The organism is Streptosporangium sp. NPDC023825 (genome assembly GCF_040639575.1).
Lineage (GTDB): Bacteria > Actinomycetota > Actinomycetes > Streptosporangiales > Streptosporangiaceae > Streptosporangium.
In genome coordinates, this window is sequence record NZ_JBFAAE010000005.1 from 228,305 (window position 1) to 252,792 (window position 24,488).

The 24,488-nt window shown below is 70.5% G+C and carries 24 protein-coding genes; 16 read left to right on the plus strand and 8 right to left on the minus strand.

All coding sequences use genetic code 11. The annotated features are described in order from the left end of the window. The first annotated feature begins 146 nt into the window (after positions 1 to 146). Positions 147 to 1,070 (plus strand): CPBP family intramembrane glutamic endopeptidase, encoded by a 924-nt coding sequence (locus AB0G15_RS07290; RefSeq protein ID WP_362836274.1) that lies wholly within the window; start codon positions 147 to 149, stop codon positions 1,068 to 1,070. Between the two features lie 155 nt (positions 1,071 to 1,225). On the opposite strand, the gene AB0G15_RS07295 is transcribed toward AB0G15_RS07290, so the two are convergent. After that, a complete protein-coding gene (locus AB0G15_RS07295; protein ID WP_362836276.1) occupies positions 1,226 to 2,176 on the minus strand; it encodes an adenosylcobinamide-GDP ribazoletransferase in 951 nt (316 codons plus the stop codon). 37 nt (positions 2,177 to 2,213) lie between these two features. Beyond that, positions 2,214 to 3,011, minus strand: a complete 798-nt coding sequence (locus tag AB0G15_RS07300; protein WP_362836356.1) for a bifunctional adenosylcobinamide kinase/adenosylcobinamide-phosphate guanylyltransferase — start codon at positions 3,009 to 3,011, stop codon at positions 2,214 to 2,216. 803 nt (positions 3,012 to 3,814) lie between these two features. Here AB0G15_RS07300 and AB0G15_RS07305 point away from each other — a divergent pair. Then, the gene (locus AB0G15_RS07305) at positions 3,815 to 4,021 is read left to right on the plus strand and encodes a hypothetical protein (RefSeq protein WP_362836278.1); all 207 of its coding nucleotides are present in this window, start codon (positions 3,815 to 3,817) and stop codon (positions 4,019 to 4,021) included. A 184-nt stretch (positions 4,022 to 4,205) separates the two neighbouring features. On the opposite strand, the gene AB0G15_RS07310 is transcribed toward AB0G15_RS07305, so the two are convergent. Next, positions 4,206 to 5,207, minus strand: a complete 1,002-nt coding sequence (locus tag AB0G15_RS07310) for an aldo/keto reductase family protein (RefSeq protein WP_362836280.1) — start codon at positions 5,205 to 5,207, stop codon at positions 4,206 to 4,208. 55 nt (positions 5,208 to 5,262) lie between these two features. Between AB0G15_RS07310 and AB0G15_RS07315 the strand changes: the two genes are divergently transcribed. After that, positions 5,263 to 6,648 (plus strand): SMI1/KNR4 family protein, encoded by a 1,386-nt coding sequence (locus AB0G15_RS07315; RefSeq protein WP_362836282.1) that lies wholly within the window; start codon positions 5,263 to 5,265, stop codon positions 6,646 to 6,648. A 185-nt stretch (positions 6,649 to 6,833) separates the two neighbouring features. Here AB0G15_RS07315 and AB0G15_RS07320 read toward each other — a convergent pair whose 3' ends face one another. Then, positions 6,834 to 7,442 carry a DUF3043 domain-containing protein gene (locus tag AB0G15_RS07320; RefSeq protein ID WP_362836285.1) on the minus strand — a complete coding sequence of 203 codons (609 nt, stop codon included), beginning with the start codon at positions 7,440 to 7,442 and terminating at the stop codon, positions 6,834 to 6,836. A 147-nt stretch (positions 7,443 to 7,589) separates the two neighbouring features. On the opposite strand from AB0G15_RS07320, the gene AB0G15_RS07325 reads away from it, so the two are divergent. The 7 genes from AB0G15_RS07325 to AB0G15_RS07355 all read left to right on the plus strand — a co-directional run bounded on the left by AB0G15_RS07325 (position 7,590) and on the right by AB0G15_RS07355 (position 14,636). Next, the gene (locus AB0G15_RS07325; protein ID WP_344746178.1) at positions 7,590 to 8,423 is read left to right on the plus strand and encodes a PspA/IM30 family protein; all 834 of its coding nucleotides are present in this window, start codon (positions 7,590 to 7,592) and stop codon (positions 8,421 to 8,423) included. Then, the gene (locus tag AB0G15_RS07330) at positions 8,420 to 8,698 is read left to right on the plus strand and encodes a hypothetical protein (protein WP_350947458.1); all 279 of its coding nucleotides are present in this window, start codon (positions 8,420 to 8,422) and stop codon (positions 8,696 to 8,698) included. The genes AB0G15_RS07325 and AB0G15_RS07330 overlap by 4 nt, the downstream gene beginning before the upstream one ends. Positions 8,699 to 8,707: 9 nt before the next feature. Next, positions 8,708 to 9,613 (plus strand): zinc metalloprotease HtpX, encoded by a 906-nt coding sequence (gene htpX, locus AB0G15_RS07335; RefSeq protein ID WP_362676690.1) that lies wholly within the window; start codon positions 8,708 to 8,710, stop codon positions 9,611 to 9,613. Positions 9,614 to 9,656: 43 nt separating this feature from the next. Beyond that, positions 9,657 to 10,271, plus strand: a complete 615-nt coding sequence (locus AB0G15_RS07340; RefSeq protein WP_362836287.1) for a hypothetical protein — start codon at positions 9,657 to 9,659, stop codon at positions 10,269 to 10,271. A 161-nt stretch (positions 10,272 to 10,432) separates the two neighbouring features. Continuing rightward, positions 10,433 to 12,907, plus strand: a complete 2,475-nt coding sequence (locus AB0G15_RS07345) for a protein kinase (RefSeq protein WP_362836290.1) — start codon at positions 10,433 to 10,435, stop codon at positions 12,905 to 12,907. 1 nt (position 12,908) lies between these two features. Further along, complete coding sequence (locus AB0G15_RS07350; RefSeq protein WP_362836292.1) at positions 12,909 to 13,661, plus strand: maleylpyruvate isomerase family mycothiol-dependent enzyme; 753 nt, start codon at positions 12,909 to 12,911, stop codon at positions 13,659 to 13,661. Positions 13,662 to 13,910: 249 nt separating this feature from the next. Beyond that, positions 13,911 to 14,636 carry an SIMPL domain-containing protein gene (locus tag AB0G15_RS07355; RefSeq protein WP_362836294.1) on the plus strand — a complete coding sequence of 242 codons (726 nt, stop codon included), beginning with the start codon at positions 13,911 to 13,913 and terminating at the stop codon, positions 14,634 to 14,636. A gap of 114 nt (positions 14,637 to 14,750) precedes the next feature. Here the strand turns inward: AB0G15_RS07355 and nadA are convergent, their stop codons facing one another. After that, positions 14,751 to 15,905, minus strand: a complete 1,155-nt coding sequence (gene nadA / locus AB0G15_RS07360) for a quinolinate synthase NadA (RefSeq protein ID WP_362676679.1) — start codon at positions 15,903 to 15,905, stop codon at positions 14,751 to 14,753. A 211-nt stretch (positions 15,906 to 16,116) separates the two neighbouring features. On the opposite strand from nadA, the gene AB0G15_RS07365 reads away from it, so the two are divergent. Together AB0G15_RS07365 and AB0G15_RS07370 are read left to right on the plus strand one after the other, a co-directional pair. Further along, a complete protein-coding gene (locus AB0G15_RS07365) occupies positions 16,117 to 16,470 on the plus strand; it encodes an iron-sulfur cluster assembly accessory protein (RefSeq protein WP_030910261.1) in 354 nt (117 codons plus the stop codon). Positions 16,471 to 16,694: 224 nt separating this feature from the next. After that, the gene (locus AB0G15_RS07370) at positions 16,695 to 17,681 is read left to right on the plus strand and encodes a carbohydrate kinase family protein (protein ID WP_362836296.1); all 987 of its coding nucleotides are present in this window, start codon (positions 16,695 to 16,697) and stop codon (positions 17,679 to 17,681) included. Positions 17,682 to 17,887: 206 nt separating this feature from the next. On the opposite strand, the gene AB0G15_RS07375 is transcribed toward AB0G15_RS07370, so the two are convergent. The 3 genes from AB0G15_RS07375 to AB0G15_RS07385 form a co-directional block, all read right to left on the minus strand. After that, entirely contained in the window at positions 17,888 to 18,310 is a 423-nt protein-coding gene (locus AB0G15_RS07375) for a CBS domain-containing protein (protein ID WP_362836298.1), read from the minus strand. Positions 18,311 to 18,371: 61 nt separating this feature from the next. Beyond that, positions 18,372 to 18,641 carry a sulfurtransferase TusA family protein gene (locus AB0G15_RS07380; protein ID WP_362836300.1) on the minus strand — a complete coding sequence of 90 codons (270 nt, stop codon included), beginning with the start codon at positions 18,639 to 18,641 and terminating at the stop codon, positions 18,372 to 18,374. A 25-nt stretch (positions 18,642 to 18,666) separates the two neighbouring features. After that, complete coding sequence (locus AB0G15_RS07385; protein ID WP_362836302.1) at positions 18,667 to 19,803, minus strand: aminotransferase class V-fold PLP-dependent enzyme; 1,137 nt, start codon at positions 19,801 to 19,803, stop codon at positions 18,667 to 18,669. Between the two features lie 217 nt (positions 19,804 to 20,020). On the opposite strand from AB0G15_RS07385, the gene coxB reads away from it, so the two are divergent. From coxB to AB0G15_RS07405, 4 genes are all read left to right on the plus strand, one after another. After that, on the plus strand, positions 20,021 to 20,767 hold the full coding sequence (gene coxB, locus AB0G15_RS07390) for a cytochrome c oxidase subunit II (protein WP_362676671.1): 747 nt from the start codon (positions 20,021 to 20,023) through the stop codon (positions 20,765 to 20,767). Continuing rightward, positions 20,764 to 22,431, plus strand: coding sequence for a cytochrome c oxidase subunit I (gene ctaD, locus AB0G15_RS07395; protein ID WP_362836304.1), 1,668 nt, complete (start codon positions 20,764 to 20,766; stop codon positions 22,429 to 22,431). Before coxB ends, ctaD begins: the two co-directional genes overlap by 4 nt. Then, on the plus strand, positions 22,428 to 22,823 hold the full coding sequence (locus AB0G15_RS07400) for a cytochrome c oxidase subunit 4 (RefSeq protein ID WP_362676667.1): 396 nt from the start codon (positions 22,428 to 22,430) through the stop codon (positions 22,821 to 22,823). The genes ctaD and AB0G15_RS07400 overlap by 4 nt, the downstream gene beginning before the upstream one ends. A 175-nt stretch (positions 22,824 to 22,998) precedes the next feature. Then, positions 22,999 to 24,234: an Ig-like domain-containing protein gene (locus tag AB0G15_RS07405; RefSeq protein WP_362836306.1), complete on the plus strand. Its 1,236-nt coding sequence runs from the start codon at positions 22,999 to 23,001 to the stop codon at positions 24,232 to 24,234. The last annotated feature ends 254 nt before the right edge of the window (positions 24,235 to 24,488 follow it).

Consider the following 24,488-nt stretch of genomic DNA (forward strand, 5'->3'; position numbering starts at 1 on the left):
GTCGTCTCCCTCCCTCCCTTCTCCTTCCTTCGCGCGTCCCTTCCCCGGCCTCTCGCCTCCCTGGCCTCTCGCGGTGTCATGGCCCTCCCACGGCCGCCTTCGCTGTCTTCCATTCCTTCCGCGTCCAAGCACCCGAAGGTGGTGTCATGCTTCGCCGATCCCCTGACCTGTGGTTGTTCCTGCTCATCGCATTCGGCCTGTCCTGGTTGTTCACTCTTCCCCTGTGGCTGTCGGACGCGCCGACCGGCACGCTCACGTTCACGTTGATCGGGGTGGCGATGATGTTCACCCCGACGCTCGGCGTCCTCGCCGTCCGGCTACGCGGCAGGCGGCTCGGGGATCCCGCCACCGGGCGCGAGTGGGCCGTGCGGACGGGCCTGTCGGCAGGCGGGAGCCGGGGCCGCACGCTCGCGCTGGTCGCGCTGGCCTGGTTCGGCATCCCCGCGCTGGTCGTCGTCGCGATCGCGCTCAGCGCCGCCCTCGGCCTGCTCTCCGTCGACCTGCGAGAGTTCAGCCTGTTCCGCGAGACCCTGGCGGCGGCCGCGCCGGGCGGGCCGCCCCCGGCGGAGATCGGAGCCCTGGTGGCCGTGCAGGCCGTGTCGATGGTTCTGATCGTCCCGGTGGTCAACTCGGCCGCGGCCTTCGGGGAGGAGTGGGGGTGGCGAGGCTGGATGCTGCCGCGCCTGACGCCGCTCGGCACCTGGCGGGCGCTCCTGGTGTCCGGGGTGATCTGGGGGCTCTGGCACTTCCCGCTCACCCTGCGCGGATACAACTACCCCGAACTCGGGGCGTGGGCCGCGCCGATGTTCGTCGTCTTCTGCGTGACCTTCGGAGCCCTGCTCGGCTGGCTCCGCCTCTATTCGGGAAGCGTCTGGCCCGCGGTCGTCGGGCACGGATCACTGAACTCCTCGGCGGGCCTGATGCTGCTCATCGGTGACGCGGCCGACCCGCCGGTGTTCGCCGTCGCGGGAATCACGGGCCTGGTCGGCTCGGCGCTGATGGCCGTGGTCTCCGCGTTGCTGTTCAAGTACCGGCCGGTCGAGCGGCCGGTCCCGGTCGCCGCCGGGTGAGGTCCCCGGTGAAGGCCGCGTGAGATTTCGGGCCGGGAGGGTCCCCCGGCCCTCGGCCCCTGTTCTTCTCTTCGGCCCCTGGTCATTTTCTTCGGCCTTCGGCCCCTGGCCATCGAGGTCCGGGCCATCGAGGTCCGGGCCGGGACCGGGGGAGGTCAGTTCGCGAGGATCGTGCAGGCCAGCAGGGTCATCGCGGTGGCGGTCTCGACGAGGGCGCCGAGCACGTCGCCGGTGACGCCGCCGAGCCGTCGCACGGCCCTGCGCCGTACGGCCCAGGCCGCCAGCAACCCCACGAGCATGGCCAGGGGGAGACCCAGGGGGGCAAGGAACGGCCCCAGGCCCAAAGACCCCGCACCGGTGATGGCAACCTCGGAGTAGGGCGTTTCCGCGTAAGCCCAATAGCCCCAGCCGCCGGAGGGCTCGGACGGGGAGCCGGAAGACCACAGGTCGAGGGCACCGATGCCGTGGAGATAGGCCGGCGCCGTCGTTCCCGCGAGCACCAGCGCGGTCACGGCCACCGCGACGCTCCGCCGTACAGTGCCCGCGACCATCGCGCCGAGCCCGTCGGGGCGTGCCGGGGGAACGCCCGCGCGGCAGGCCCAGGTGAGGGCGAGCCGCCCGGCCGTGCAGGCCGCGACCAGGGCGATCGCACCCGCGCCCGCGCCGGCACCGGTGATGGCCTCCTGCAGGGCCGTCACCTGGACCAGCAGGACGAGGACCAGCGTCACCACGCCGAAGGGGCCGATGTCCGACCGCTTCATGATCTCCAGCGCCCGCTCGGCGGGTTTCCCGCTGCCCAGCCCGTCGGCGAGGTCGGCCAGCCCGTCCAGATGCAGTCCCCGGGTGAGCAGCGCCACGATCGCCACGGCCAGCACCGCCGCTGGAAGCGGCGTCGTCCCCAGCCACAGGGAGACCATCAGCACCAGCCCGCCGCCGGCCCCGATCACCGCCCCCACCAGCGGGGCCACCGTCATCGCGATCCCCCCTGCCCGGCGGTCGACCACTCCTGGACGGACCGGGAAGACACTCAGCGTGCCGATCGCGAGACGCACCCCGTCGGCGAACGTGGACGGGCCGTCCTCGGCTGAGGGGGAGGGTTCGGACATGACCGACGATCGTAGCCGTCGGCCTCGCGGGGAGGCATCAGACGGGGAGGGGGAGGAGGCGGCCGGAGACGACGAGGGTGGCGTCCTCCGACTCCAGAGCGAGGCGCTGGTTCAGCCGGCCGAGGGTGTCCCGGAACATCCGGCCGCTGGCGGTACCGGGCACCACGCCGAGCCCGACCTCGTCGGAGACCGCCACGACCCGGACCCGGGTCTGCCTCCATGCCGCCACCAGGTCGTCGCACCGGGCCGCGACCGCGTCCCTGCCGTCCCCGCCGTTCCTGCCGTCTTTGCCGTTCCCGCCGTCCTCGCGGGTGGAGCCGTCGCCGCCCGGCCAGGCGGCGCACTCGTCGAAGACGGCGGCCACCCAGGTACCGAGCCCGTCGATCAGCAGTGGGATGTCGGCGGACCGCAGCAGCCCGGCCAGGTCGGTGGTCTCGATGGTCCTCCAGTGCGCGGGCCTGCGGTCGCGGTGGGCCCGGACCCGGCGCAGCCACTCGGGGTCGCCGGTACCGGACGGGCCTGTCGCGACGTAGAGCACCTCGGGCTCCGCCGCCAGCCGCAGTTCGGCCTCCGCCGACTTGCCCGACCGGCTCCCCCCGAGCAGCAGGGTCCTCCTGGGCGGGGGAACCGGAACGGGCGGAGGCTCGCCGGTGTCGACGATCGTGCCGTCCGGTACGACGCGCACGCCCCACAGAGCGGCCCTCCGGGTCAGTTCCGCCTCCGTGGGGACCCGGTGGTCGACACCGACGGCCACCACGTGCGTCCGCTCACCGACCAGGCCCCGCCGGCGCAGGTCCCCAAGCCGTTCCGGCCGATCCAGCACGTCCAGCAGCACCAGATCCAACGCCCCTCCCGCGCCCTCGGCGTCTCCCTCCCGAACGCCCCGCTCGTCGCGCGACGGCTCATCGCGCGGAAGCCCATCGTGCGGAGGCCCGCCGAGCGGGGGAGACTCTCGGGACGGGAGAGAGGCGGGCAGGGGCGAGGAAGAAACGGCGTGGAGGACGCGTCGGCCGCCGGGCGTGGTGACGGTGAGGCCGTCCGGGCCGGTCGAGGCGTGGTACCCGGGCGGAAGCGGGCCGGCCGGCGGCAGCCGCGCGAGGCCGCCGGGCGCCGTCGAGCCGCCGGGCGTCCCCGAATCGTCGAGGGGTACCGGGTCGCCGGGGCCGTCGAGCGGCAGGGCGCCGTCAGATGTCACCGAACCGTCGAGGGGCGCCGAGCCGCCGGGACCGCCGGGCATCAAGGAGCCGCCAGGCATCAGGGAGTCGCCTGGCATCAGGGCGCCGTCGGGTGCCACCGGGACGTCGAGTACCACGGAGGTGGGGCGGCGGCCCGGCGTGACACGGGCGCAGGAGGCGCACCCGCAGTCCGGCGCCGGCCATCCGCCCGCGCTCGCCGTGCCGGAGATCAAGATTTTCACGCCCGCTCTCCCGTCGGGTTGAGGAGCCGGTTGAGAGACCGCGTGTCTCCATCTCCGGGCGGACGCTGACGACCCGCGCGGCGGGCCGGGGGTGCCGGGAACGTCCCGGCGGCGGAGCACGAGGTCATGATCTCGCCTTCATGCCCGGGAGTGCCCGGGAGAGGTAGTGTTCGCTGAGCCGCCGAGGGGCACCGGCAGGATCCGCGAGAAGGAGCTATGGCATGACGTGGCGCTGGCGTTACGAAAACGCGAATGGTGGCGAGGTGGTCGAGGGTGTTTCGCCGTCCGACACGTTCCCGAGCCAGGCGGATGCCGAGTCGTGGCTCGGTGAAAGCTGGCGTGAGCTGCTGGAGTCCGGAGTCGAGAAGGTCACTCTGCTCGAAGGCGAGCGCGTCGAGTACGAGGGAATGTCACTGCGCCCGGAGTGAACCGGAGCGAATCCGGATGAACGGAGAACCCCTCGGACCCTCGGTGAAGATGAGGAACCGAGGGGTTCTTTCCCGTTTCGCGCCCGCGCGCGAACGCCCACGCCCGCGCGAACGCGAGAGGCCCGCGCACTAACGCGAGAGGCCCGGTCAACGCCTCCGGCGTTCACCGGGACCGGTCATCGCGCTATGGACGCCGCTCGGGGCTCACGGTCTTGGCGGGGTCGCGCTCGACGATCGGGCCGAGGATGTCGTCGATCTTCTTCAGCACCTCGGACTCCAGCTTCACCCCGGAGGCCTTGACGTTGTCGCGCACCTGCTCGGGCCTGCTGGCCCCCACGATGGCCGAGGACACGTTGGGGTTCTGCAGCACCCAGGCCACCGCGAGCTGGGCCATGCTCAGGCCGAGGTCGGCGGCGACCGGCTCCAGCTGCTGGACGCGGGTGAGCACGTCGTCGTTGAGCATCCGGGCGATGAAGTTCTTGCCTCCGGAGTCGTCGGTGGCCCGGGAACCGGCGGGAGGCGGCTGCCCCGGCCGGTACTTACCGGTGAGCACGCCCTGGGCGATGGGGGAGAAGACGACCTGGCCGACACCCTCCTTCTCGCTCAGCGGCACGACCTCGGCCTCGATGACCCGCCACAGCATGGAGTACTGGGGCTGGTTGGAGACCAGGCGGTCGAAGCCCATCTCGTCGGCGATCTTCAGTGCCCGGCCGATCTGCTCGGCGGTCCACTCGCTGACGCCGACGTAGAGGACCTTGCCCTGACGTACGAGATCGTCGAAGGTCTTGAGGGTCTCCTCGAGCGGCGTCTCGTTGTCGAAGCGGTGTGCCTGGTACAGGTCGACGTAGTCGGTCTGCAGGCGGCGCAGCGAGCCGTGCAGTGACTCGGTGATGTGCTTGCGCGACAGCCCTCGGTCGTTGGGGCCGGGGCCGGTCGGCCAGTAGACCTTGGTGAAGATCTCCAGGGACTCGCGGCGAACCCCCGCGAGGGCGCGGCCGAGAACCTCCTCCGCCTTGGTGCCCGCGTACACGTCGGCGGTGTCGAAGGTGGTGATCCCCTCGTCGAGTGCCGCTCGCACGCATTGCTTGGCGGCGTCCTCCTCTACCTGGGAACCGTGTGTGATCCAGTTGCCGTAGCTGATCTCACTGACCATGAGACCGCTGCGGCCAAGGTGGCGGAATTCCATGGTCCGACATTAGTAGGCGCCATATTTCGGAATGATTCGGGATACCCTGCCGGGCGTGTTGCGGTTGATCACTTCTCGGAGGGTAGGGCTCGCGCTCGCCGCGGCGGTGCTGGCGGCCGTCGTCGTGGCGGTCGCCCGCCTGTGGCGCCGGGCGGAGGATCGCCGGGCCGCCTCCCCGGTCGAGAGGTCCGGGGTCGCCTCCCCGGGCGGGGGGCCGGACTCCGGAGCCGGGCGCGCGCCGCGATGGCCCCCCGCGCCAATCCTCGGCACCCCTACGGACGAGGATCTCAGACGGTACGCCAGGCCCCCCTCCGCCGTCCGGACCGCCGTCGAGCGGATGTTCGAGCGGGGGCCGCGGACGCCGCGAGAGCCGCTTGACGAGGCTGCCCGGGGCCGCCTGGTCCGCTGGGGTGCCGTGGGGATCGGGCTGTGCCTGCTCGCCTTCGGCACGCAGGCGCTGGAGAGCGCGGTCTTCTCGAACGGGACGGAGACGGTCGAGGCGACCGGTTTCCGGAACTCGCCCGGCGCGGACGACATGTGCGAGCTTCCGCGATCGAGCGGCCCGGCGGACTCGGCGGCGCGCCCCACGGACGAGGCGGAGCCGCCGAGGACCCTGATCGTCACCGTGTGCAAGAAGGATGAGTGTTCGGGGGACTCGTGCCGCGAAGTGCCCGATACGCCCGAGGCGCCCGAGGTGCAGGAGCTCTTCGAGGCCGCCGGGGAAGGGCTGGATCCCGTCCGGCCGTACGAGACCCCGGTCCCGTACGAGACCGCCGAGACCCCCGTGGTCGTTCCCGACGCCGACTGCCACCCGCGGGTGCGGACCGCGCGGGTGCGGGCGGTCGACCCGAGGGTGACCCGGGCGGTGAACCGCCAGTGGCGCCGCATCGAGAGGTGGCTGCAGGCCAACGCCCCCGCGAGCCTTCGCACGCTGGGCAAGCCCGCCAGAGCCCGTACGATCGCCGTCGCCGAGGCGCAGATGGGCCTGCGCTTCCCCGACGATCTACGCGCCTCCCTGCTGCGCCACGACGGCGCCTCCGTCGTGGCCGACACCTGGCCGTTCGGGTTCCTCGGCAACTGGAACCAGGGGGTCCGCGAGATCCGTGACACCTGGCGGCAGCTGTGCGAGATAGAGGGAGAGGTCAGGGGCGACGGCGACGCGCGGACGGAGTGGTGGGACGGGCGGATGATCCCGTTCGGCGCCGACGGGAGCGGCAACCACCTGGTGATCGACTCCGTGATACATGACGTCGGCGACACCGATCACGAGGGCATGATGGACTTCGAGCCCGGCGGCGTTCCGATCCGGTCGTACTACGGCCTGCTGCGGGCGACGGCGCACGCCCTGGAGACCGGCGGGGCCGTCGGTTTCTGGAAACCGACGGTCACCGGCGGCGAGCTGGACTGGACCGTCGTCGAGGAGCGACCGTCGGAGGAGTGACCCTCGCCCGGGACGACGCTCGTCCGGTTCGATGACGCTCGTCCGGTTCGCGGGTGAGGTTCGCCGGCGAGCCGGCGAGGACGCGAAGAACCCCGCCCCCTCGTGGAGGGGACGGGGTCCGGGAACGTGCTCGGCCGCGGTGCCTCCCGGGCTCCGCGGCCGGCTCCGCCGTCAGTTCTTCGCCGTCAGTTCTTCGGCGGGACGGGCCTGCCGCCGGGCAGCACGGTGGGCGGCGGGAAGCGCAGCTTGCGGATCTGCAGCGCCCGCATGGCGGCGTAGAAGCCGACACCCTTGAGGTTCTCGTTGGGAAACTTCTCGGCGGCCAGCTTCTTCACCTTCCAGGACACCCAGATCGAGGTGAGGAGCACGCCGACCATCATGAGCGGCCAGCCGACCGTGATCACCGCGACGTAGACGTACCCGCGGATGTCCGCGGGGAAGGGGATCCAGGTGAGCAGCAGGATGAGGAGGGAGAACGGCAGGAAGTACTGGCTGACGAGACGACGGGAGTCGACCCAGTCGCGCGCGAACTTCCTGGCGGGCCCCTTGTCCCGGGCGGGGAAGTAACGCTCGTCGCCGCGCAGCATGCCCTCGCGCGCCTTGACACGTTCGCTGGCCTGGCGTTCGCGGAGGTTCTTGTAGGCCTCTTTGCGGTTCTGGGGGGCGTTCACCGGCTGTCGGCGACGGCCTTCGGCGTCCCGTCGCTTGGGTGTGGGACGCCCCTTGCCCGCAGGCTTAGGATCGTTGGCGGAGGCGGGGGAGTCGTCCGCGGTGGTCTGGGTACGTCGGAACACAACGTCAGCCTACCGGGAGTGCAACTTAGTGACGCCCCCGCGCGTTATGCGTAGGGTGAACCCTATGGTGGCTCCGGTGCTTTTCGGGGGGCTGGACTCACTTGGGGTGACCCGAAGCGCACTTGAAGAAGGGGACGGCCGACGCGCATGAGCGTGATGAAGAGACTTTCGCTGATCTTCAGGTCCAAGGCGAACAACGCGTTGGACAAGATGGAAGATCCTCGCGAGACCCTGGACTACTCATATCAGCGCCAGCTGGAGTTGCTGCAGAAGGTGCGCCGTGGTGTGGCGGACGTCGCCACCTCGCGCAAGCGCGTGGAGCTTCAGATCAACCAGATCGAGGCGCAGTCGCGCAAGCTTGAGGAGCAGGGCCGCAAGGCGCTCGGAGTCGGCCGCGAGGACCTGGCACGTGAGGCGCTGACCCGCCGTGGCAGCCTGCAGACCCAGATCGCCGACCTCCGCGTGCAGCACGACAACCTGCAGGCCGAGGAGGAGAAGCTCACCACCGCCTCTCACCGGCTGCAGGCCAAGGTCGACTCCTTCCGTACGAGGAAGGAGACGATCAAGGCGACCTACACCGCCGCCGAGGCGCAGACGCGGATCAACGAGGCCTTCTCCGGCATCTCCGAGGAGATGGGCGACGTCGGCCTGGCGATCCAGCGCGCCGAGGACAAGACGGCCTCCATGCAGGCCCGCGCGGGTGCCATCGACGAGCTGCTGGCCAGCGGCGCGCTCGACGACTTCAGCGGGCAGCGCGGCGACGACATCCAGGCCGAGCTCGACCGCATGGGCGGCGGGCACGACGTGGAGCTGGAGATCGCGCGGATGAAGGCCGAGCTCGGCCAGGGCCCCGCGCCGCAGGGCGCGATCACGCCCGGCCCGGCCCAGCCCCACCAGCAGCCCCAGCCTCAGCAGCCGCACCACGAGCAGCCGCAGTCCAACCAGACGCAGCAGCTGCGCCAGCCGGGGGAGGGCCTGTGATCGTCCGCATCATGGGGGAGGGGCAGATCGACATCGCCCCCGCAGACCTCGACGTGCTGAACGCGCTGGACGCCGAGCTGGAGGCCGCCATCGAGGCCGGCGAGGAGGAGGCCTTCCGGGTGCGGCTGCACGCCCTGCTCGACAAGGTCCGCCACGTCGGCAAGGCGCTGCCCGACGACAGCCTGGAGTCCTCGGAGCTGATTTTGCCTCCGGCCGACGCATCCATGGACGAAGTGCGGGAGATGCTCGGCAATGAAGGGCTGATTCCCGGCTAGCTTGGGCATATGGCACAAACCCGGTTCGCCCCGGACCGGGGCCTGACCAGGCGCATGGTGGTCACCATGTTCCTGCTCGGACTGCTCTACGTGGTCTTCGTGGCCGTGTTGATCGCGCTGGGCGTCCGGGCCGTCGTGGTGCTGCTGATCGCCGGCGGCATCCTGCTCGTGCAGTACTTCATGTCCGATCGCATCGCGCTGTTCGCGATGCACGGACGTGTCGTCTCCCCGCAGGAGGCCCCGGAGCTACACGGCATGGTCGACAGGTTGTGCGCGCTGGCCGACATGCCCAAGCCGCGGGTGGCGATCGCCGACTCGGACGTCCCGAACGCGTTCGCCACCGGCCGTAACCAGAAGAACTCCGTGGTCTGCGTGACCACGGGTTTGCTGCGCCGCGTCGACGGCGGCGAGCTGGAGGGCGTGCTGGCCCACGAGATGTCCCACGTGGCCCACCGTGACGTCGCGGTCATGACGATCGCGTCCTTCCTCGGCATCGTCGCCGGGCTGATGACCAGGGTCGCGCTCTACAGCGGCCTGGGCGGGCGCGGGCGCGACGACCGGGGCGGCCTGCCGATCGGCGTGATCATCCTGCTCGTCTCGGTCCTGGTGTACGCGGTGAGCTTCCTGCTCACCCGTGCCCTGTCGCGCTACCGCGAGCTGGCCGCCGACCGCGCGGGAGCACTGCTCACCCAGCGGCCCTCCGCCCTGGCCAGCGCCCTCGTCAAGATCAGCGGTGAGATGGCCCGCATCCCGACGAAGGACCTGCGCGAGGCCGAGCCGTTCAACGCCTTCTTCTTCGCACCGGCCCTGTCCGGCAGGGCCGGCCTGGCCGCGCTCTTCGCGACCCACCCGCCGCTGGAGCGACGCCTGGAGCAGCTCGGCAGGATCTCCGCCCAGCTCGGGCAGGGCGGGTGACCGGACGCCTGGCCGTACGGGGACGTGAAGGGGGAGTGATCCGATGCGCTGGTGGGACGCGCTGATGGGGCGCGGCGAGCCGGCCAGGGCCGACCTGGACGCGCTGTTCGCGCTGCCCTCGGCCGCGGTCACCCTGCAGGCCGCCACCGACCTGGCGCCGACGGGGGTGGGGGCGGTCTGCTTCCGCTCGGCCGAGGGCGGGGCGTTCGCCGAGCTCGAGCGCGACGTCACCCAGCTGCTGGACGCCGGAGGCGGCCCCCCGGTGGAGGTGTCGAGGGACTCCTTCGGCTACACGTGGCTGCTGGTGCGCCGGGCCCCCGAGACGCTCGGTGACCTGGTCACGGACCTGCACGCGGTCAACTCCTCCCTCGAGGCGGCGGGTTTCGGCCCCTCCCTGCTCTGCTCGCTGGTCTTCTTCGCCGCTCCCGGCGGTCGCGGGCTCGCCCTGGTCTACCTCTACAAGCAGGGCACCTTCTACCCGTTCGCCCCGCTGCCCGCCGAGCGGGCGGAGGGGCGGGCGTCCGGGTACGGGGGAGGGCAGGCACAGCGCAGGGACAACGCGCTGGAGTTGCAGGTACGCGGCGCGATCGGCGGGGAGCTGGAGATCGAGCCGGACCTCGGCCGCTGGTTCCCCCTCTGGGGTGCGCCCGGCCTCTGAGAGGTCCTCGCGAAGCCCTTCCCACCCGGCCTTTCCGCGTGATTCGCGAGGCCGTCTGGAACGCGCCACCGTGGCTGTCCGGCTTGCGATTTGATGTACGTCCTGTGACCCTTTGCCCCCACAATGGGACCGGAAATTCATCGCGCGAGAAGGGTGTGACCATGGCGGACCTCGCGTCCCTGCGGTCCGGGGATCCCGAGCAGGTGCGGGAGTACCGGCTCACCGCCAGGCTCGGCGAGGGAGGCCAGGGCACGGTCTACCTGGGTGTTTCCCCGGCGGGGGCGCGCGTCGCGGTCAAGTTGCTCCGCGCGGATCTCACGCAGGACGAGGAGGCGATGGAGCGCTTCGTCCGCGAGGTCAGCACGACCCGGCGTGTCGCGCCCTTCTGCACCGCCGCGGTGATCGACACCGGGGTCGACCGGGATCGCCCGTACATCGTCAGCGAGTACATCGACGGCCCGACGCTCGACGCGGTCGTGAGCACCGAGGGCCCGCGCGAGGGCGCGGCCCTGCACCGCCTGGCGATCGGAACGGTCACCGCGCTCGTCGCCATCCACCAGGCGGGGATCGTGCACCGCGATTTCAAGCCGTCCAACGTGCTGCTGGCCCCCGACGGCCCCCGAGTGATCGACTTCGGCATCGCCAAGGCGCTCGACCGGACCTCCACGCTGACCGCGATGGCGATCGGCACCCCTTCCTACATGACCCCCGAGCAGCTGGCCGGGGAGAACGCGGGGTCGCCCGCCGACATGTTCGCCTGGGGCTGCACGATGGTCTTCGCGGCCACCGGGCAGCCGCCGTTCGGTACGGACAGCCTTCCGGCGATCTTCAACCGGATCATGAACATGGAGCCGGACCTGGGGACGATCACCGATCCGGCGCTGCGCGACCTGGTCGGGCAGTGCCTGTCCAAGGACGCCGCCCTGCGGCCCGCGGCGGGTGAGGCGCTGCTGCGGCTGCTCGGCCACGCGGGCGGCCCGGGTGACATGGGCGGCGTGACCGGTGCCGCGCCGCCCACCGCGCCGCGCGGCATCCTGGCCGAGGGCTCGGCCGCCGCGGCCCAGCGGACCGGCCCCGGCCCGGACGGGACCGGCCCTGGGCACACCGTGTACGGGCAGCGGAGTCCGGGCGGCGACGACCGTGCCCGGTGGGACCACCGGCAGCACTCCGGGCCGCAGCCGTTCGCCCAGCCGGGCGGGCCCACCGGTCAGGCCCGGCATCCTCAGCAGCCGGACCCGGGTGGTCACGTCCCGTACCCCCAGCACTCGGACCCCCGCGGTCAGGCCCGGCACCCCGGGCACTTCCAGCAGTCCGGGCCCCACGGTTTCCCGCGGCAGGGGCCGCCCCACACCCGGTCCTCTCCCGGCGGACATCCCGGCCCCGACGACCACGCGGGCGGCCGCCCCCCGCAGGGCCCCGGGCACCCGCCGCCGGGATATCCGGGACAGCCCGCGGGATATCCGGGACAGCCCTACGGTGGTCCCGCGACCTACCCCTCCTCGGAGGGGGCGCCGTACCGGAACCCCGCGGCCGCGTACCCGGGACAGGCCGCGTACCCGGGACAGGCGGCCCCCGCCCGGCGCGGGGTGTGGCCGGCGGTCGTGGGGGGCCTGCTGGTCACCGCCCTCGTGGCCGGGGGCGTCGTGCTGGCGCTGCGCGGCACCACCGAGACGCCGGGGACCACCCGGGCGGGCAGTACGAGGGCCGCGAACACCCCCACTCCCACCGCTCCGGCGGTGCCGGAGGCCGGCAGCACGATCAAGCTGCCCGGCAGCTCGCTCACGCTCCACGAGAGCGACCGGGACCCGATCAAGCTGAGCTCCTACAGCCTCGACTGGGACAAGACCCTCTACGTCCGCGAGCGGGGCACAGAGCGGTTCGTCAGGAACGGCAAGTACTTCCAGTACACGGTCAACGCCGATGGCACCCAGGCGCTGGCCACCGACCGGATGTACGACGCGCAGGGCTACGCGATCGTGTCGATCGTCGATCATCGATCCGGCGCGGCGAGTAGGATCAGGGTCACCAAGGCGCCGATCTACCCGACGCTGCCGCAGTGGTCGCCGGACGGCAGGCGCGGACTGGTGACCCTCTACGAGGCGGTCGGCGACATCAGCAGGGAGTACGGCTTCGCGATCATCGACGTCGCCACGAAGAAGGCGAAGGTCGTCCGCGTGAAGGAGAAGGACGCGGGCAAGTGGAGTTATTTCTGGCGGGGCGACGGCAGGGCCGTCGGCACCTGGGCGCTCACCGGCAAGACCCAGCGCATCCGCTTCTACGACACGCAGGGCACCGTGCTGCAGACCCTGCTGGACGTGGGCACCCCGATCACGGTCGAGGGCGACGACATCTCCCCGTCGGGCTCGTCCCTGCTGACGTACTGCAAGGAGAGCAAGAAGGAGATCTGCGTCTGGTCCACCGGCTCCGACGCCCCGGCGAAGGTCCGGATCCCGTTCGAGACGGAGCGGCTCATCGGCTGGTACGACGACGAGCACGTCGCGGGCTGGCGGCGCAAGGGCTCCGGCTACGAGGCGGTGGTGTTCGACTTCACGGGGAAGGTGCAGCGGTTGCTGGTCACCAGCACCGACGCCAAGGAGTACGAAAAGCAGTTCATGCGCTTCACGCGAGAGGGTTGACATGAGGGAGTGGACCCACGCCGAGCACGCCGCGGCCGCCGCCACGGAGATCGCCCGGATGGCCGACGTCCTAAAGGGGCGTGACATGTCCGTTTCTGTACGTACCTGTCCCGGCTGGGATCTGGCGAGGCTCGTCACCCACACCGGAGGCGTGCACCGGTGGGTGGCCGCCATGGTGCGCGACCTGGCCGAGCGGCGCCTCGACCGCGACGGCATGGACATGGGCCTGCCCGCCGACCCGGACGGCTACGCCGCCTGGCTCGGTGAGGGCGCCACCTTCCTGCCCGAGGCGCTGCTGTCGCAGGACCCGGAGGCGCCGATGTGGACCTGGGGCGCGGAGAAGCGGGTGCGGTTCTGGTCGAGGCGGATGCTCCACGAGACCCTGGTGCACCGGGTGGACGCCGAGCTCGCGCTGGGCGTCCCGGTCGTGATCGACGAGCACGTGGCGGCCGACGGGGTCGAGGAGTTCCTCGACGTCCTGCCGTACGTGAGATGGAACCCGGACGTGGCCGAGATCAGGGGCGGGGGCGAGACGATCTCCCTGCAGGCCGACACCGGGGCCGGGTGGGTGATCACCCTCGACCCCGACCGCTTCCACCACCGGCGGTCCCTGCAACCGGGCACCGTGACCGTGCGCGCAGCCACGTCGGCCGACCTGCTCCAGGTCGTCTGGGGGCGGCGCAGCCCCGACGACTACGCGATCGAGGGCGACGGCGGGCTGCTGGGCTGGTGGCGGGGGCTCACCCGGATCTAGACCGCGCGCACCCGACCGGGCCCGGGTCGCCTCCACCCACCCGGACCCGGTCCGATCACCCGGACCCGGTCCACCCGCCCGGGTCATGGAGAGGTCCACCCGCCCGGGCCCGCCTCGTGCCCGCTCGCCGTGGTCCGGCCGGAATCCAACCGGTCGGCGGCAAAACACCCGTCCGGGATTCGGCCAAGACACGGCAGGGTCCACGCAGCGCTCGCCGCCGCGACCGCGGTCCCGTGGTGCCATGACTTTATGATCAAGATGTCTCAGGCGGTCGCCTCGGCCGTGCTCGTCTCCTCGGGACTGCTCCTCACAGGTCTGTCCGGCGGCACCGCGCTCGCGGACTCCGAGCCCTCCGTGACCGCCGCGGAGGGAAACCGCCCCCAGATCACGGTCGTGGGCGAGGGCACCGTGTCCACCACCCCCGACATCATGCGTCTGGACACCGGCGTCGAGGTGCGCCGTCCCACCGCCGGGGCGGCGTTCACCGCCGCCCGCGTCGCGGCCGCCGACCTGACGCGGGCGCTGCTCGCGGCCGGGGTCGCGCAGAGGGACCTGCGGACCGACGAGTTGACCCTCGGGCCCGAGTACAAGGAATACCCCACGATCTCCGGCTACCGGGCCACACAGGGCGTCGAGGCCATAGTGCGCGACATCGACGACGCGGACGACGTGGTGGAGGCGGCGGCCGCCGTCGGCGAGGCGGTCCGGCTGAACGGCATCTCCTTCGAGGTGTCCGACAACCGCGCGCCGCTCAGGCTGGCGCGCGACGCCGCCTTCAGGGACGCCCAGAACCGCGCCACGCAGTACGCCAGGCTCGCGGGCCGCGGGCTCGGCCGTGTCATGGAGATAAGCGAGCAGAACGTCACCCCGCCGACGCCGATCCTCGGCTTCGCCGCGGCCGTCGACAGGGCGTCGATCAGCCCCGGCCGCCGGAACGTCTCCGTCAGCGTCAAGGTGGTCTACGAGCTCGAATAGGCCCCGCTCACGCGGTGCTCCCCCGACCCCGGGTACGCGACAGGTCCCCGGAACGCGATGGGCCCCGGCGGGTCACCACCCGCCGGGGCCCATCCACGCCGAGGTCCGCCGAATTCAGGGCAGGGCCAGCATCCGGTCCAGGGCGACCCCGGCCCAGTGGGCGGTGTCGTCGTCCACGGTGATCTGGTTGACGACCTGGCCGGCGGCGAGCGACTCCAGCGCCCACACCAGGTGCGGCAGGTCGATCCGGTTCATCGTCGAGCAGTAGCAGACCGTCCGGTCCAGGAACGTCACGTTCTTGTCGGGGAACATGGCGCCGAGCCGCTTGACCAGGTTGAGTTCGGTGCCCACCGCCCAGGAGGACCCGGCCGGAGCCTCCTCGATCTTCTTGATGATGTACTCGGTCGAACCGACGTGGTCGGCCTTGGTGACGACCTCGTGCCTGCACTCGGGGTGCACCAGCACGTTGACGCCGGGGATGCGGGCGCGGACGTCGTCCACGCACTCGGCGCTGAAGCGGCCGTGCACCGAGCAGTGCCCCTTCCAGAGGATCACCTTGGCGTTCCCGAGCTGCTCGGCGGTGAGGCCGCCGTTGGGCCGGTGCGGGTTGTAGACGACGCAGTCGTCCAGCGACAGGCCCATCTCCAGCACCGCGGTGTTGCGGCCCAGGTGCTGGTCGGGGAGGAAGAGCACCTTCTCGCCGCGTGAGAAGGCCCACTCCAGGGCGCGCCTGGCGTTGGAGGAGGTGCACACGGCGCCGCCGTTGCGACCGCAGAACGCCTTGATGTCGGCGCTGGAGTTCATGTAGGTGACGGGGACGGTGACCCCGGCGATCCCCGCGTCCTCCAGAGCCTCCCAGCACTCCTCGACCTGGTCGAAGGTGGCCATGTCGGCCATCGAGCACCCGGCCGCGAGGTCGGGCAGCACGACCTTCTGGGAGCTCGACGTGAGGATGTCGGCGGATTCGGCCATGAAGTGCACGCCGCAGAAGACGATGTACTCGGCGTCGGGGCGGGCCGCGGCCTCCTTCGCGAGCTTGAACGAGTCGCCGGTCACGTCGGCGAACTGGATGACCTCGTCGCGCTGGTAGTGGTGGCCCAGCACGAAAACCCGGTCGCCGAGCGCCGCCTTGGCCCTCCTGGCGCGCTCCACGAGCGCCGGGTCGGAAGCGGACGGCAGCTCGCCGGGACAGTCGACGCCGCGCTCGCTGTGCGGGTCGACACCTCTGCCGAGGACGAAGAGCGGAAGCCCGGTCTCGGTGGTCGTCATGGCCACACCCCCTTATCGTCGAAGTGACGACTAATGATGACACACAGGATTGGGGCTTTATTCCGGGGGAGGGGGTTTTGTCCAAGGACGGATGTGTCTGTCGTCTCAGGAATGTGTACAGGGGGACGGGTGTTGGTAGCGTCTGAGAAGGACGTCACAAACAGACAGCCGTTCCCGGGGAGCGGCTGACGCAGACGCGGGAGTCACCAACATGTCGGTTGAGAGCAGCGAGACCACGGCGCAGGGCCTGATCCTCAGTTCCGCGGCCGCGGCGAAGGTCAAGAGCCTGCTGGAGCAGCAGGGCGAGGAAGGTCTCCAGCTGCGCGTGGCCGTGCAGCCCGGCGGCTGTTCCGGTCTGCGCTACCAGCTCTTCTTCGACGACCGTTCGATGGACGGCGACGTCGTCTCCGACTTCGACGGCGTGAGCGTGGTCACCGACCGGATGAGCGCCCCCTACCTCGTGGGCGCCACCGTCGACTTCGTCGACACCATCGAGAAGCAGGGCTTCACGATCGACAACCCCAACGCCACCGGCTCGTGCGCCTGCGGCGACTCGTTCAACTAGGCGAGTTCGACAGGCGAGCCGTACCAGGCGAGCCGCACCGGCGAGAGCGCCAGGCCCCGCGGAGTGACTTCGGTCACCCCGCGGGGCTTTCGCGTGCCCGATCGGGGTAGCCCTCGGGGTAAGAGCGGGACGCGGGAAAGGTCGCGTATTCTTGCGTGGCTCAACTTCCCGTGCGGCTCAATCGCCCACGTTCCGAAGATGCAGACAACGAGGAGAAGAACCCCGTGCGCATCGCCGTCACCGGCTCAATCGCGACCGATCAACTGATGACCTTCCCCGGCCGCTTCAGCGACCAGCTCATCGCCGGCCAGCTTGACCGGGTTTCCCTGTCGTTCCTCGTGGACGACCTGCAGGTCCGCCGCGGCGGCTGCGCGGCCAACATCGCGTTCGGGATGGGCTGCCTGGGGCTCAAGCCCCTCCTGGTCGGCGCGGTCGGCACCGACTTCGCCGACTACCGCTCCTGGCTGGAGCGCCACGGTGTGGACTGCGACTCCATCCATGTCTCCGAGACGCACCACACCGCCCGCTTCCTGTGCACGACCGACGACGACCACAACCAGATCGCGTCGTTCTACACCGGCGCGATGGCCGAGGCCCGCCTCATCGAGCTCGACCCGGTCGCCCGGCGGGTCGGCGGCCTCGACCTGGTGCTGATCAGCCCCAACGACCCCGAGGCGATGCTCAGGCACACCGCCGAGGCGCGCCAGCGCGGCATCCCGTTCGCGGCCGACCCCTCCCAGCAGCTCGCCCGCATGCCCGGGGAGCAGATCCGCGAACTGGTCGACGGCGCCGCCTACCTCTTCGGCAACGACTACGAGAAGGGCATGATCGAGCAGAAGACCGGCTGGAGCGACGAGGAGATCCTCGACCGGGTCGGCGTCCGCGTCACCACGCTCGGTCCCAAGGGCGTCGTCATCGACCGCAAGGGCGAGCCGTCCCTGCACGTCCCCCCGGCGCCCGAGCTCGGCAAGGCCGATCCCACCGGCGTGGGCGACGCCTTCCGCTCCGGCTTCCTGTCCGCGCTGGCCTGGGGCCTGCCCCTGGAGCGCTGCGGCCAGGTCGGCAACCTCACCGCCACCCACGTCCTGGAGCGTGTCGGCGGCCAGGAGTACGAGCTCGGCCAGAAGGTCTTCCTGGAGCGCCTCGCCGACGCCTACGGCGCCGACGCCGCCGCGGAGGTGGCCCCCTTCGTGAAGTGCCACCACGCCTGAGCCGTCACGCCTGAGCCGCCACGCCTCTCCCGGGTCGCCGGGCCCGGGCGTCGTTCCGCGACACCGCTCCCGGCCCGCGGGCCGGGCCACCGCAGGCCATCACGGGCCGCCACCGGGCTTGTCGTCCGGTGGCGGCCCGGTCCGGTGCCGCCGGTACGGCGGCCACCGTGTCAGGTGCCCGCTCGGATGCCCGCGCGGGCCGGGTGTCAGCCGCTCGCGTAGACGCGGTGCACGAACTCGGCCAGCTGGTCGTCGGACAGCTTCCTGGCCAGGTCGGCCTCGGTGATCATGCCGACGATGCGGCCGTCCTCGATCACCGGCAGCCGCCGGATCTGGTTCTGCTCCATCTTGGCCAGCGCCTCCTCGACGCTCGCGTCCGAGGAGACCCAGACCAGGCCGGTCGCCAGGTCTCCCGCTGTCATCTGGGAGGGGTCCAGGCCCTGTGCCACGCACTTGACCACGATGTCGCGGTCGGTGATGATCCCCTTCAGGCGGTCGTCGCTGCCGCAGATGGGCAGCGCGCCCACGTTCATGTCCCGCATCATCTGTGACGCCCGGTCGAGTGTCTCGTGTGCCTCGACGCACCGGACCCCGGCGTTCATCAGATCTCTGGCCGTCTCACCGCTCATGCCGTCCCCCCGAACCGTTTGGCGTGTTTTCGGGGGAGGTCATACCCAATTTCAGGACATGTCAGTAATTGCGGCGCACGTGAATGGACCAGCCGCGCTCCGGGAGCTCGTAGCTGCCCACGTGGTGGTGTGACTTCAACCGGCACCAGGCGGGGATGTCGGTGAAGGCGGCCGGATCGTCGGCGAGGACCGCGACGATCCCGTTGCGCGGCACGTCGTTGATCTGCGCCGCCAGCATGATGATCGGGATCGGGCACTTCTTGCCCAGCGCGTCGATGGTCAGGGCGGGGGGCTGTGCCGATCCCGCCGGAGTGGTCTGGCCGGACGTCATCACGTCTTCACTCCCCGAATGTTGATCAAAGCTTGACACCGGCCTCCTCGCGTATCCTCCGCACCGCGTCGGGCAGGAAGGCGAGGAAACGGTCGACATCCGTCGCCGAGGTGCCCCGGGGCAGCGAAACGCGGACGTTCCCGTGCGTGAGCACTCCCATGGCCTCCAGAACATGCGACGGACGAAGCGTACTCGCCGTGCAGGAGCTGCCGGACGATACCGAGAACCCGGCCTTGTCGAGTTCCGTCAGCAACGCCTCACCTTCCACGTAAAGACACGAAAAGGTGACAATGTGCGGCGCCCGTACGACCGGATCTCCGATGACCTCGACGTCCGGGACCAGCCGGGGCACCTCGGTCCTGACGCGGTCCACGAGCGCCGAGAGCCTGGCCGACTCCATGGCCGACTCGGCCACCGTGGCGCGCAATGCGGCGGCCGCCGCGACGACCGCCGGCACGTTCTCGAACCCGGGGACCCGGCGGCGCTCGCGCTCGTCCTCGGGCAGCGGGGTGCGCCACCGGGTGCCCTTGCGGACCACCAGCACGCCGACCCCCGCCGGGCCGCCCCACTTGTGCGCGCTGGCGGCCAGCACCGACCAGCCGGGGGGCAGCGGCATCCTGCCCGCCGTCTGGGCCGCGTCCACCAGCAGCGGCACCCCCGCCTCGGCGCACGCCGCCGCCGCCTCGGCGACCGGCTGGAGCGTGCCGACCTCGTGGTTGGCGCTCTGCAGGCAGGCCAGGGCCGTGCCCTCGGCGCGGACCGCCTCGCCGAAGACCTCCGGGTCGACCGCGCCGGTGATCCCGACGCCGACCGTCTCGACCGAGCCGCCGTCGCGCTCGTGGACGCCCGCCGCGTGCAGCACGCAGGAGTGCTCCACTGCCGAGGTCACCAGGCGGCGACCGGCCCGGTGGCGGCCGCGCAGGGTGCCGAGCACGCCCAGGTGCACCGCCTGGGTGCCGGAGGAGGTGAACGAGACCTCGTCGGCCCTGGCGCCCAGGGCCTCGGCCACCTCGGTCCTCGCCTGTTCCAGTAACATCCTTGCCCGGCGGGCGGAGCCGTACAGCCTCGCGGGGTCGGCCCAGCCGACGTCGAGGGCCGCGATGAGAGCCTCGCGCGCCTGGGGGTGCAGCGGCTCCGTGGAGGCCGCGTCGAAGTACGCCACGTCCCAATCGTCGCACCACGCAAGGTGCGGGCGGGGGCTGCGGGGGAGGGCGAGGGGTGTCCGCGCTAATGTGTCCCCCAGTGTGAAGCTGTGAACTACGAAATCTTGAACGTGAACAAACGACCGCCCAGGAGCGACTCCTGGGCTTCATCTGTGGGGTAGGCGATCCGTGAGTCCGACCCGCCGTTCTGCACGGCGTCCGTTGGCCCGCCGCCGGGTGCCACGCGCTGCCGCTCTGGCGCTGCTGCTGGTTTCCCTGACGGCGTGCAGTGCCGAAGACTGGTCCCGAGGGGGCCTGCCCGAGGGCGTCACCAAGCAGTCCGACGCCGTCCAGAGTCTGTGGAACGGCTCGTGGATCGCCGCCCTCGCCACCGGTGTGGTCGTGTGGGGCCTGATCCTCTGGTCCGTTGCCTTCCACCGTAAGAAGAAGAACTCCAAGGAGGAGCTGCCGCCCCAGGTGCGGTACAACCTCCCGATCGAGATCCTCTACACGGTGGTGCCGATCATCATGGTCGGCGTCTTCTTCTTCTTCACCGCGCGGGACCAGAACTACATCAACGAGATGTCCGGCAAGCCCGACGTGAAGGTCAAGGTCGAGGGCTTCCAGTGGAGCTGGCGCTTCACCACGGAGTACAACGGCAAGACCGTCCAGGTCGTCGGCAAGCCCGCGGCGGACTACATGCAGGGCCCGCAGCTGGTGCTGCCGGCCGGCAAGAAGGTCGAGTTCGACCTGCACTCGCCGGACGTCATCCACTCCTTCTGGGTCCCGGCGTTCCACTTCAAGCGCGACGTGATCCCCGGCGTGACCAACAAGTTCGAGGTCGACACCGTGAAGCCGGGCGTCTACGCCGGCCGCTGCGCCGAGCTCTGCGGCGTGGACCACAGCAGGATGCTCTTCTCGGTGAAGCTCGTTCCGCAGAACGAGTTCGACCAGTACATCGCTAGCCAGGCGGGTGCCCAGTGACCGCACGAAACGAACCCCTGCCCCTCCCCTCGGTGCCGACCCGCAAGGGCTCGATCATCACGAAGTGGGCGTCGTCCACCGATCACAAGATCATCGGACATCTCTACCTGATCACCTCGTTCATCTTCTTCCTCATCGGCGGCGTCATGGCGCTGGTCATGAGGGCGGAGCTGGCGCAGCCCGGTCTGCAGTTCACCAGCAACGAGCAGTTCAACCAGCTGTTCACCATGCACGGCACCGTCATGCTGCTGATGTTCGCGACCCCGCTGTTCGCGGGCTTCGCCAACGAGCTCATGCCGCTGCAGATCGGCGCCCCCGACGTCGCCTTCCCGCGGCTGAACATGGTCAGCTACTGGCTCTTCACCTTCGGCAGCCTCATCGCCCTGTCGGGCTTCATCACCCCGGGCGGCGCGGCCAGCTTCGGCTGGTTCGCCTACACCCCGCTGTCGAACGCGATCAGCTCGCCGGGAGTCGGCGGCGACCTGTGGATCGTCGGCCTGACCATCAGCGGTCTGGGCACGATCCTCGGCTCGGTGAACTTCATCACCACGATCGTCTGCATGCGCGCGCCGGGCATGACCATGTTCCGCCTGCCGATGTTCACCTGGAACGTCCTGCTCACCTCGATCCTGGTGCTGATGGCGTTCCCGGTGCTGGCCGCCGCGCTGCTGGCGCTGGAGTCCGACCGCAAGCTCGGCACGCACATCTTCGACTCCCAGACCGGCGGCGCGCTGCTCTGGCAGCACCTGTTCTGGTTCTTCGGGCATCCGGAGGTCTACATCATCGCGCTGCCGTTCTTCGGCATCGTGACCGAGGTGCTGCCGGTCTTCAGCCGCAAGCCGCTGTTCGGCTACATCGGCCTGGTCGGCGCGACGATCGCCATCGCGGGTCTGTCGATCACCGTGTGGGCGCACCACATGTTCCCCACGGGACAGGTGTTGCTACCGTTCTTCTCCTTCATGACGTTCCTCATCGCGGTGCCCACCGGAGTGAAGTTCTTCAACTGGATCGGCACCATGTGGCGCGGCCACCTGTCGTTCGAGTCGCCGATGCTGTTCTCGATCGGCTTCCTGGTGACGTTCCTGTTCGGCGGCCTGACCGGCGTCATCCTGGCCTCCCCGCCGCTGGACTTCCAGGTCTCCGACTCCTACTTCGTGGTCGCGCACTTCCACTACGTGGTCTTCGGCACCGTGGTGTTCGCGATGTTCGCGGGCTTCTACTTCTGGTGGCCCAAGTTCACCGGCAAGATGCTGAACGACACGATGGGCAAGATCCACTTCTGGACGCTGTTCGTCGGCTTCCACACCACCTTCCTGGTCCAGCACTGGCTCGGCGCGCAGGGCTTCCCGCGCCGCTACGCCGACTACAGCCCGATCGACGGCTTCACCGACCTCAACATGGTCTCCTCGGTCGGCGCGTTCCTGCTGGGCGCCTCCACGCTGCCGTTCCTCTACAACGTGTGGAAGACCCACAAGACCGCGCCGCAGGTCACAGTGGACGACCCGTGGGGGTACGGCAACTCGCTCGAATGGGCGACGTCCTGCCCGCCGCCGAGGCACAACTTCACCTCGCTGCCCCGCATCCGGTCCGAGCGCCCGGCGTTCGACCTCAAGCACCCGCACATCCCGGCCGGTGCCGATCGTGAGCTGGAGGAGGTCCGATGAAGGTCCAGGGCTGGTTGTTCATCCTCTGCGGCGTCTTCTTCGCCGCCGTGGACGTCGTCTACTGGTACTGGTCCAAGGAGCCGGTCGGCACGACGGCGATGGCCATCTCGGTGGGCTTCGCGTTCATGATCGGTTACTACCTCATGTACACGGCCCGCCGGATCGGCGACCAGCCGGAGGACGACAAGCAGGGCGAGATCAGCGAGGGCGCCGGCGAGCTCGGCTTCTTCAGCCCGCACAGCTGGTGGCCGCTCTTCGTCTGCCTGGCCGTCGCGCTCAGCGCGGTCGGCCTGGTCATCGGCTGGTGGCTCTTCCTGATCGGCGTGTTCGCGATCGTGATGAGCATGATCGGTTTCGTCTTCGAGTACTACCGGGGCAACTTCTCGCACTGACCTCGCTTCTCGCACCGAACTCGCGTTTCACCGCCATCCGAGCGGGTCACGGAAAAGCTTCCGTGGCCCGCTTTTTGGCGTTTATTTGGCGCCTAGGGTGGATGTCTTATGTGGTGAACCGCTTACTCCGGGTAATAACTGAATCAGTGGTTCAGTCCGGGACAGGGGAGTTCATGTGGGGCACGCGATCCGTGGTTCGAGCCAGGGAGCGGGACTGCTGACTCTCGCGCTGGCGGCGGCCTCCTGCTCGGGAAACACCGCCGTCCAAGGCGACCGGACGCCACAGGCGTCGCAGAATCCTTCCGCCGCCGTCGCCGCGGCCGTCGTCACCGTGGCCCCTCTCGACAGGACCAGAGGCGTTCCCACGGACACCCCCATCCTGGTCGCGGCGCAGGGCGGCACCCTGCGGCAGGTCGCCGTCAGGGCCGTGAAGGGCGCCAAGGGCTCCCTGCCGGGCGTTCTCAGCGCCGACGGTACCCAGTGGCGTAGCAGGGGCGTCGCGGCTCCAGGGGCCTCCTACGAGGTCTCCGTGACGGCCGTCAACCCGGCGGGCGCCGTCACCACCACGACCTCCTCCTTCTCCACGGTGAGGAAACGCGAGGCCTTCGCGATCGAGAACTTCATGCCGGGCAGGGACACGACCGGCCTGACCGTCGGGGTCGGCATGCCGGTGATGATCACCTTCGACCGCGACGTCACCGACCGGGTCTCCATCGAGCGCAACCTGTTCGTCCGCACCTCCAGGCCGGTCCTGGGGGCGTGGCACTGGTTCGACGCCCGCAACGTCCACTTCCGCCCGAAGAAGTTCTGGCCCGCCGGTACGAGGGTCCGGGTCGAGGCCCGCCTGGCGGGGGTGCGCGGCGGCAACGGCCTGTACGGAGCGGCGAACAAGACCGTCAACTTCAAGATCGGCCGCTCGCAGATCACCCGGGGCAGCGTCCAGACGCACCACCTCACCGTGAAGCGCGACGGCAAGGTCGTCCGCGAGATCCCCATGAGCGCCGGGCAGGGCGGCAACTGGAAGTACCACACGACCAGCGGCGTGCACCTGGCCATGTCGCGGGAGAACGTCACCGTCATGACCTCCCCGGGCATCGGGCCCGGTTCCCCCGGCTACTACCAGCTGACCGTCTACGACACCGTCCGCATCTCCAACAGCGGCGAGTACATCCACGCCGCTCCGTGGTCGGTCGGCTCCCAGGGCAACTCCAACGTCAGCCACGGCTGCGTCAACGTCAGCCCGAGCAACGCCAAGTGGTTCCTGGACAACACCCTGATCGGGGACCCGATCATCATCACCGGCTCGCCCCGCGTCCTGGAGCCCCTGAACGGGTGGGGCCACTGGCAGGAGAGCTGGAAAGAGTGGCTCAAGTGGAGCAGCCTCAAGCACTTCAACACCGACGACGTCTGACCGGCGCCGTCCTGACGCTCCGTGGGAGCGCCGGGGACACGGGATGAGTCCCGTTAGTGGCCCCGGCCCGGGAAAGGCCCGCAGAGACCTCCTGGGGGCCGCTGCGGGGGTCTTGTGCAGCTCGGAGGCCTCGGAGGCACTGCCGCGCCCGTCGTCCGGCACCACTCGGAACCGTCGTCCGGCACCGGACCGTCGCCCGGTGGCGTGCGGAGCCGTCGCCTGATCGGCCTGCCAGGCCGTCGTCCGGCGGCACG

Excerpts from the sequence above, each read along its gene's own strand:
- AB0G15_RS07400 (WP_362676667.1), top strand. The coding sequence starts at position 22,428 with ATGAAGGTCCAGGGCTGGTTGTTCATCCTCTGCGGCGTCTTCTTCGCC.
- AB0G15_RS07345 (WP_362836290.1), top strand. The coding sequence starts at position 10,433 with ATGGCGGACCTCGCGTCCCTGCGGTCCGGGGATCCCGAGCAGGTGCGG.
- AB0G15_RS07350 (WP_362836292.1), top strand. The coding sequence starts at position 12,909 with ATGAGGGAGTGGACCCACGCCGAGCACGCCGCGGCCGCCGCCACGGAG.
- AB0G15_RS07310 (WP_362836280.1), bottom strand. The coding sequence starts at position 5,207 with ATGGAATTCCGCCACCTTGGCCGCAGCGGTCTCATGGTCAGTGAGATC.
- AB0G15_RS07305 (WP_362836278.1), top strand. The coding sequence starts at position 3,815 with ATGACGTGGCGCTGGCGTTACGAAAACGCGAATGGTGGCGAGGTGGTC.
- AB0G15_RS07290 (WP_362836274.1), top strand. The coding sequence starts at position 147 with ATGCTTCGCCGATCCCCTGACCTGTGGTTGTTCCTGCTCATCGCATTC.
- AB0G15_RS07295 (WP_362836276.1), bottom strand. The coding sequence starts at position 2,176 with ATGTCCGAACCCTCCCCCTCAGCCGAGGACGGCCCGTCCACGTTCGCC.
- htpX (WP_362676690.1), top strand. The coding sequence starts at position 8,708 with ATGGCACAAACCCGGTTCGCCCCGGACCGGGGCCTGACCAGGCGCATG.
- AB0G15_RS07380 (WP_362836300.1), bottom strand. The coding sequence starts at position 18,641 with ATGACGTCCGGCCAGACCACTCCGGCGGGATCGGCACAGCCCCCCGCC.
- nadA (WP_362676679.1), bottom strand. The coding sequence starts at position 15,905 with ATGACGACCACCGAGACCGGGCTTCCGCTCTTCGTCCTCGGCAGAGGT.
- AB0G15_RS07325 (WP_344746178.1), top strand. The coding sequence starts at position 7,590 with ATGAGCGTGATGAAGAGACTTTCGCTGATCTTCAGGTCCAAGGCGAAC.
- AB0G15_RS07355 (WP_362836294.1), top strand. The coding sequence starts at position 13,911 with ATGATCAAGATGTCTCAGGCGGTCGCCTCGGCCGTGCTCGTCTCCTCG.
- AB0G15_RS07375 (WP_362836298.1), bottom strand. The coding sequence starts at position 18,310 with ATGAGCGGTGAGACGGCCAGAGATCTGATGAACGCCGGGGTCCGGTGC.
- AB0G15_RS07340 (WP_362836287.1), top strand. The coding sequence starts at position 9,657 with ATGCGCTGGTGGGACGCGCTGATGGGGCGCGGCGAGCCGGCCAGGGCC.
- AB0G15_RS07365 (WP_030910261.1), top strand. The coding sequence starts at position 16,117 with ATGTCGGTTGAGAGCAGCGAGACCACGGCGCAGGGCCTGATCCTCAGT.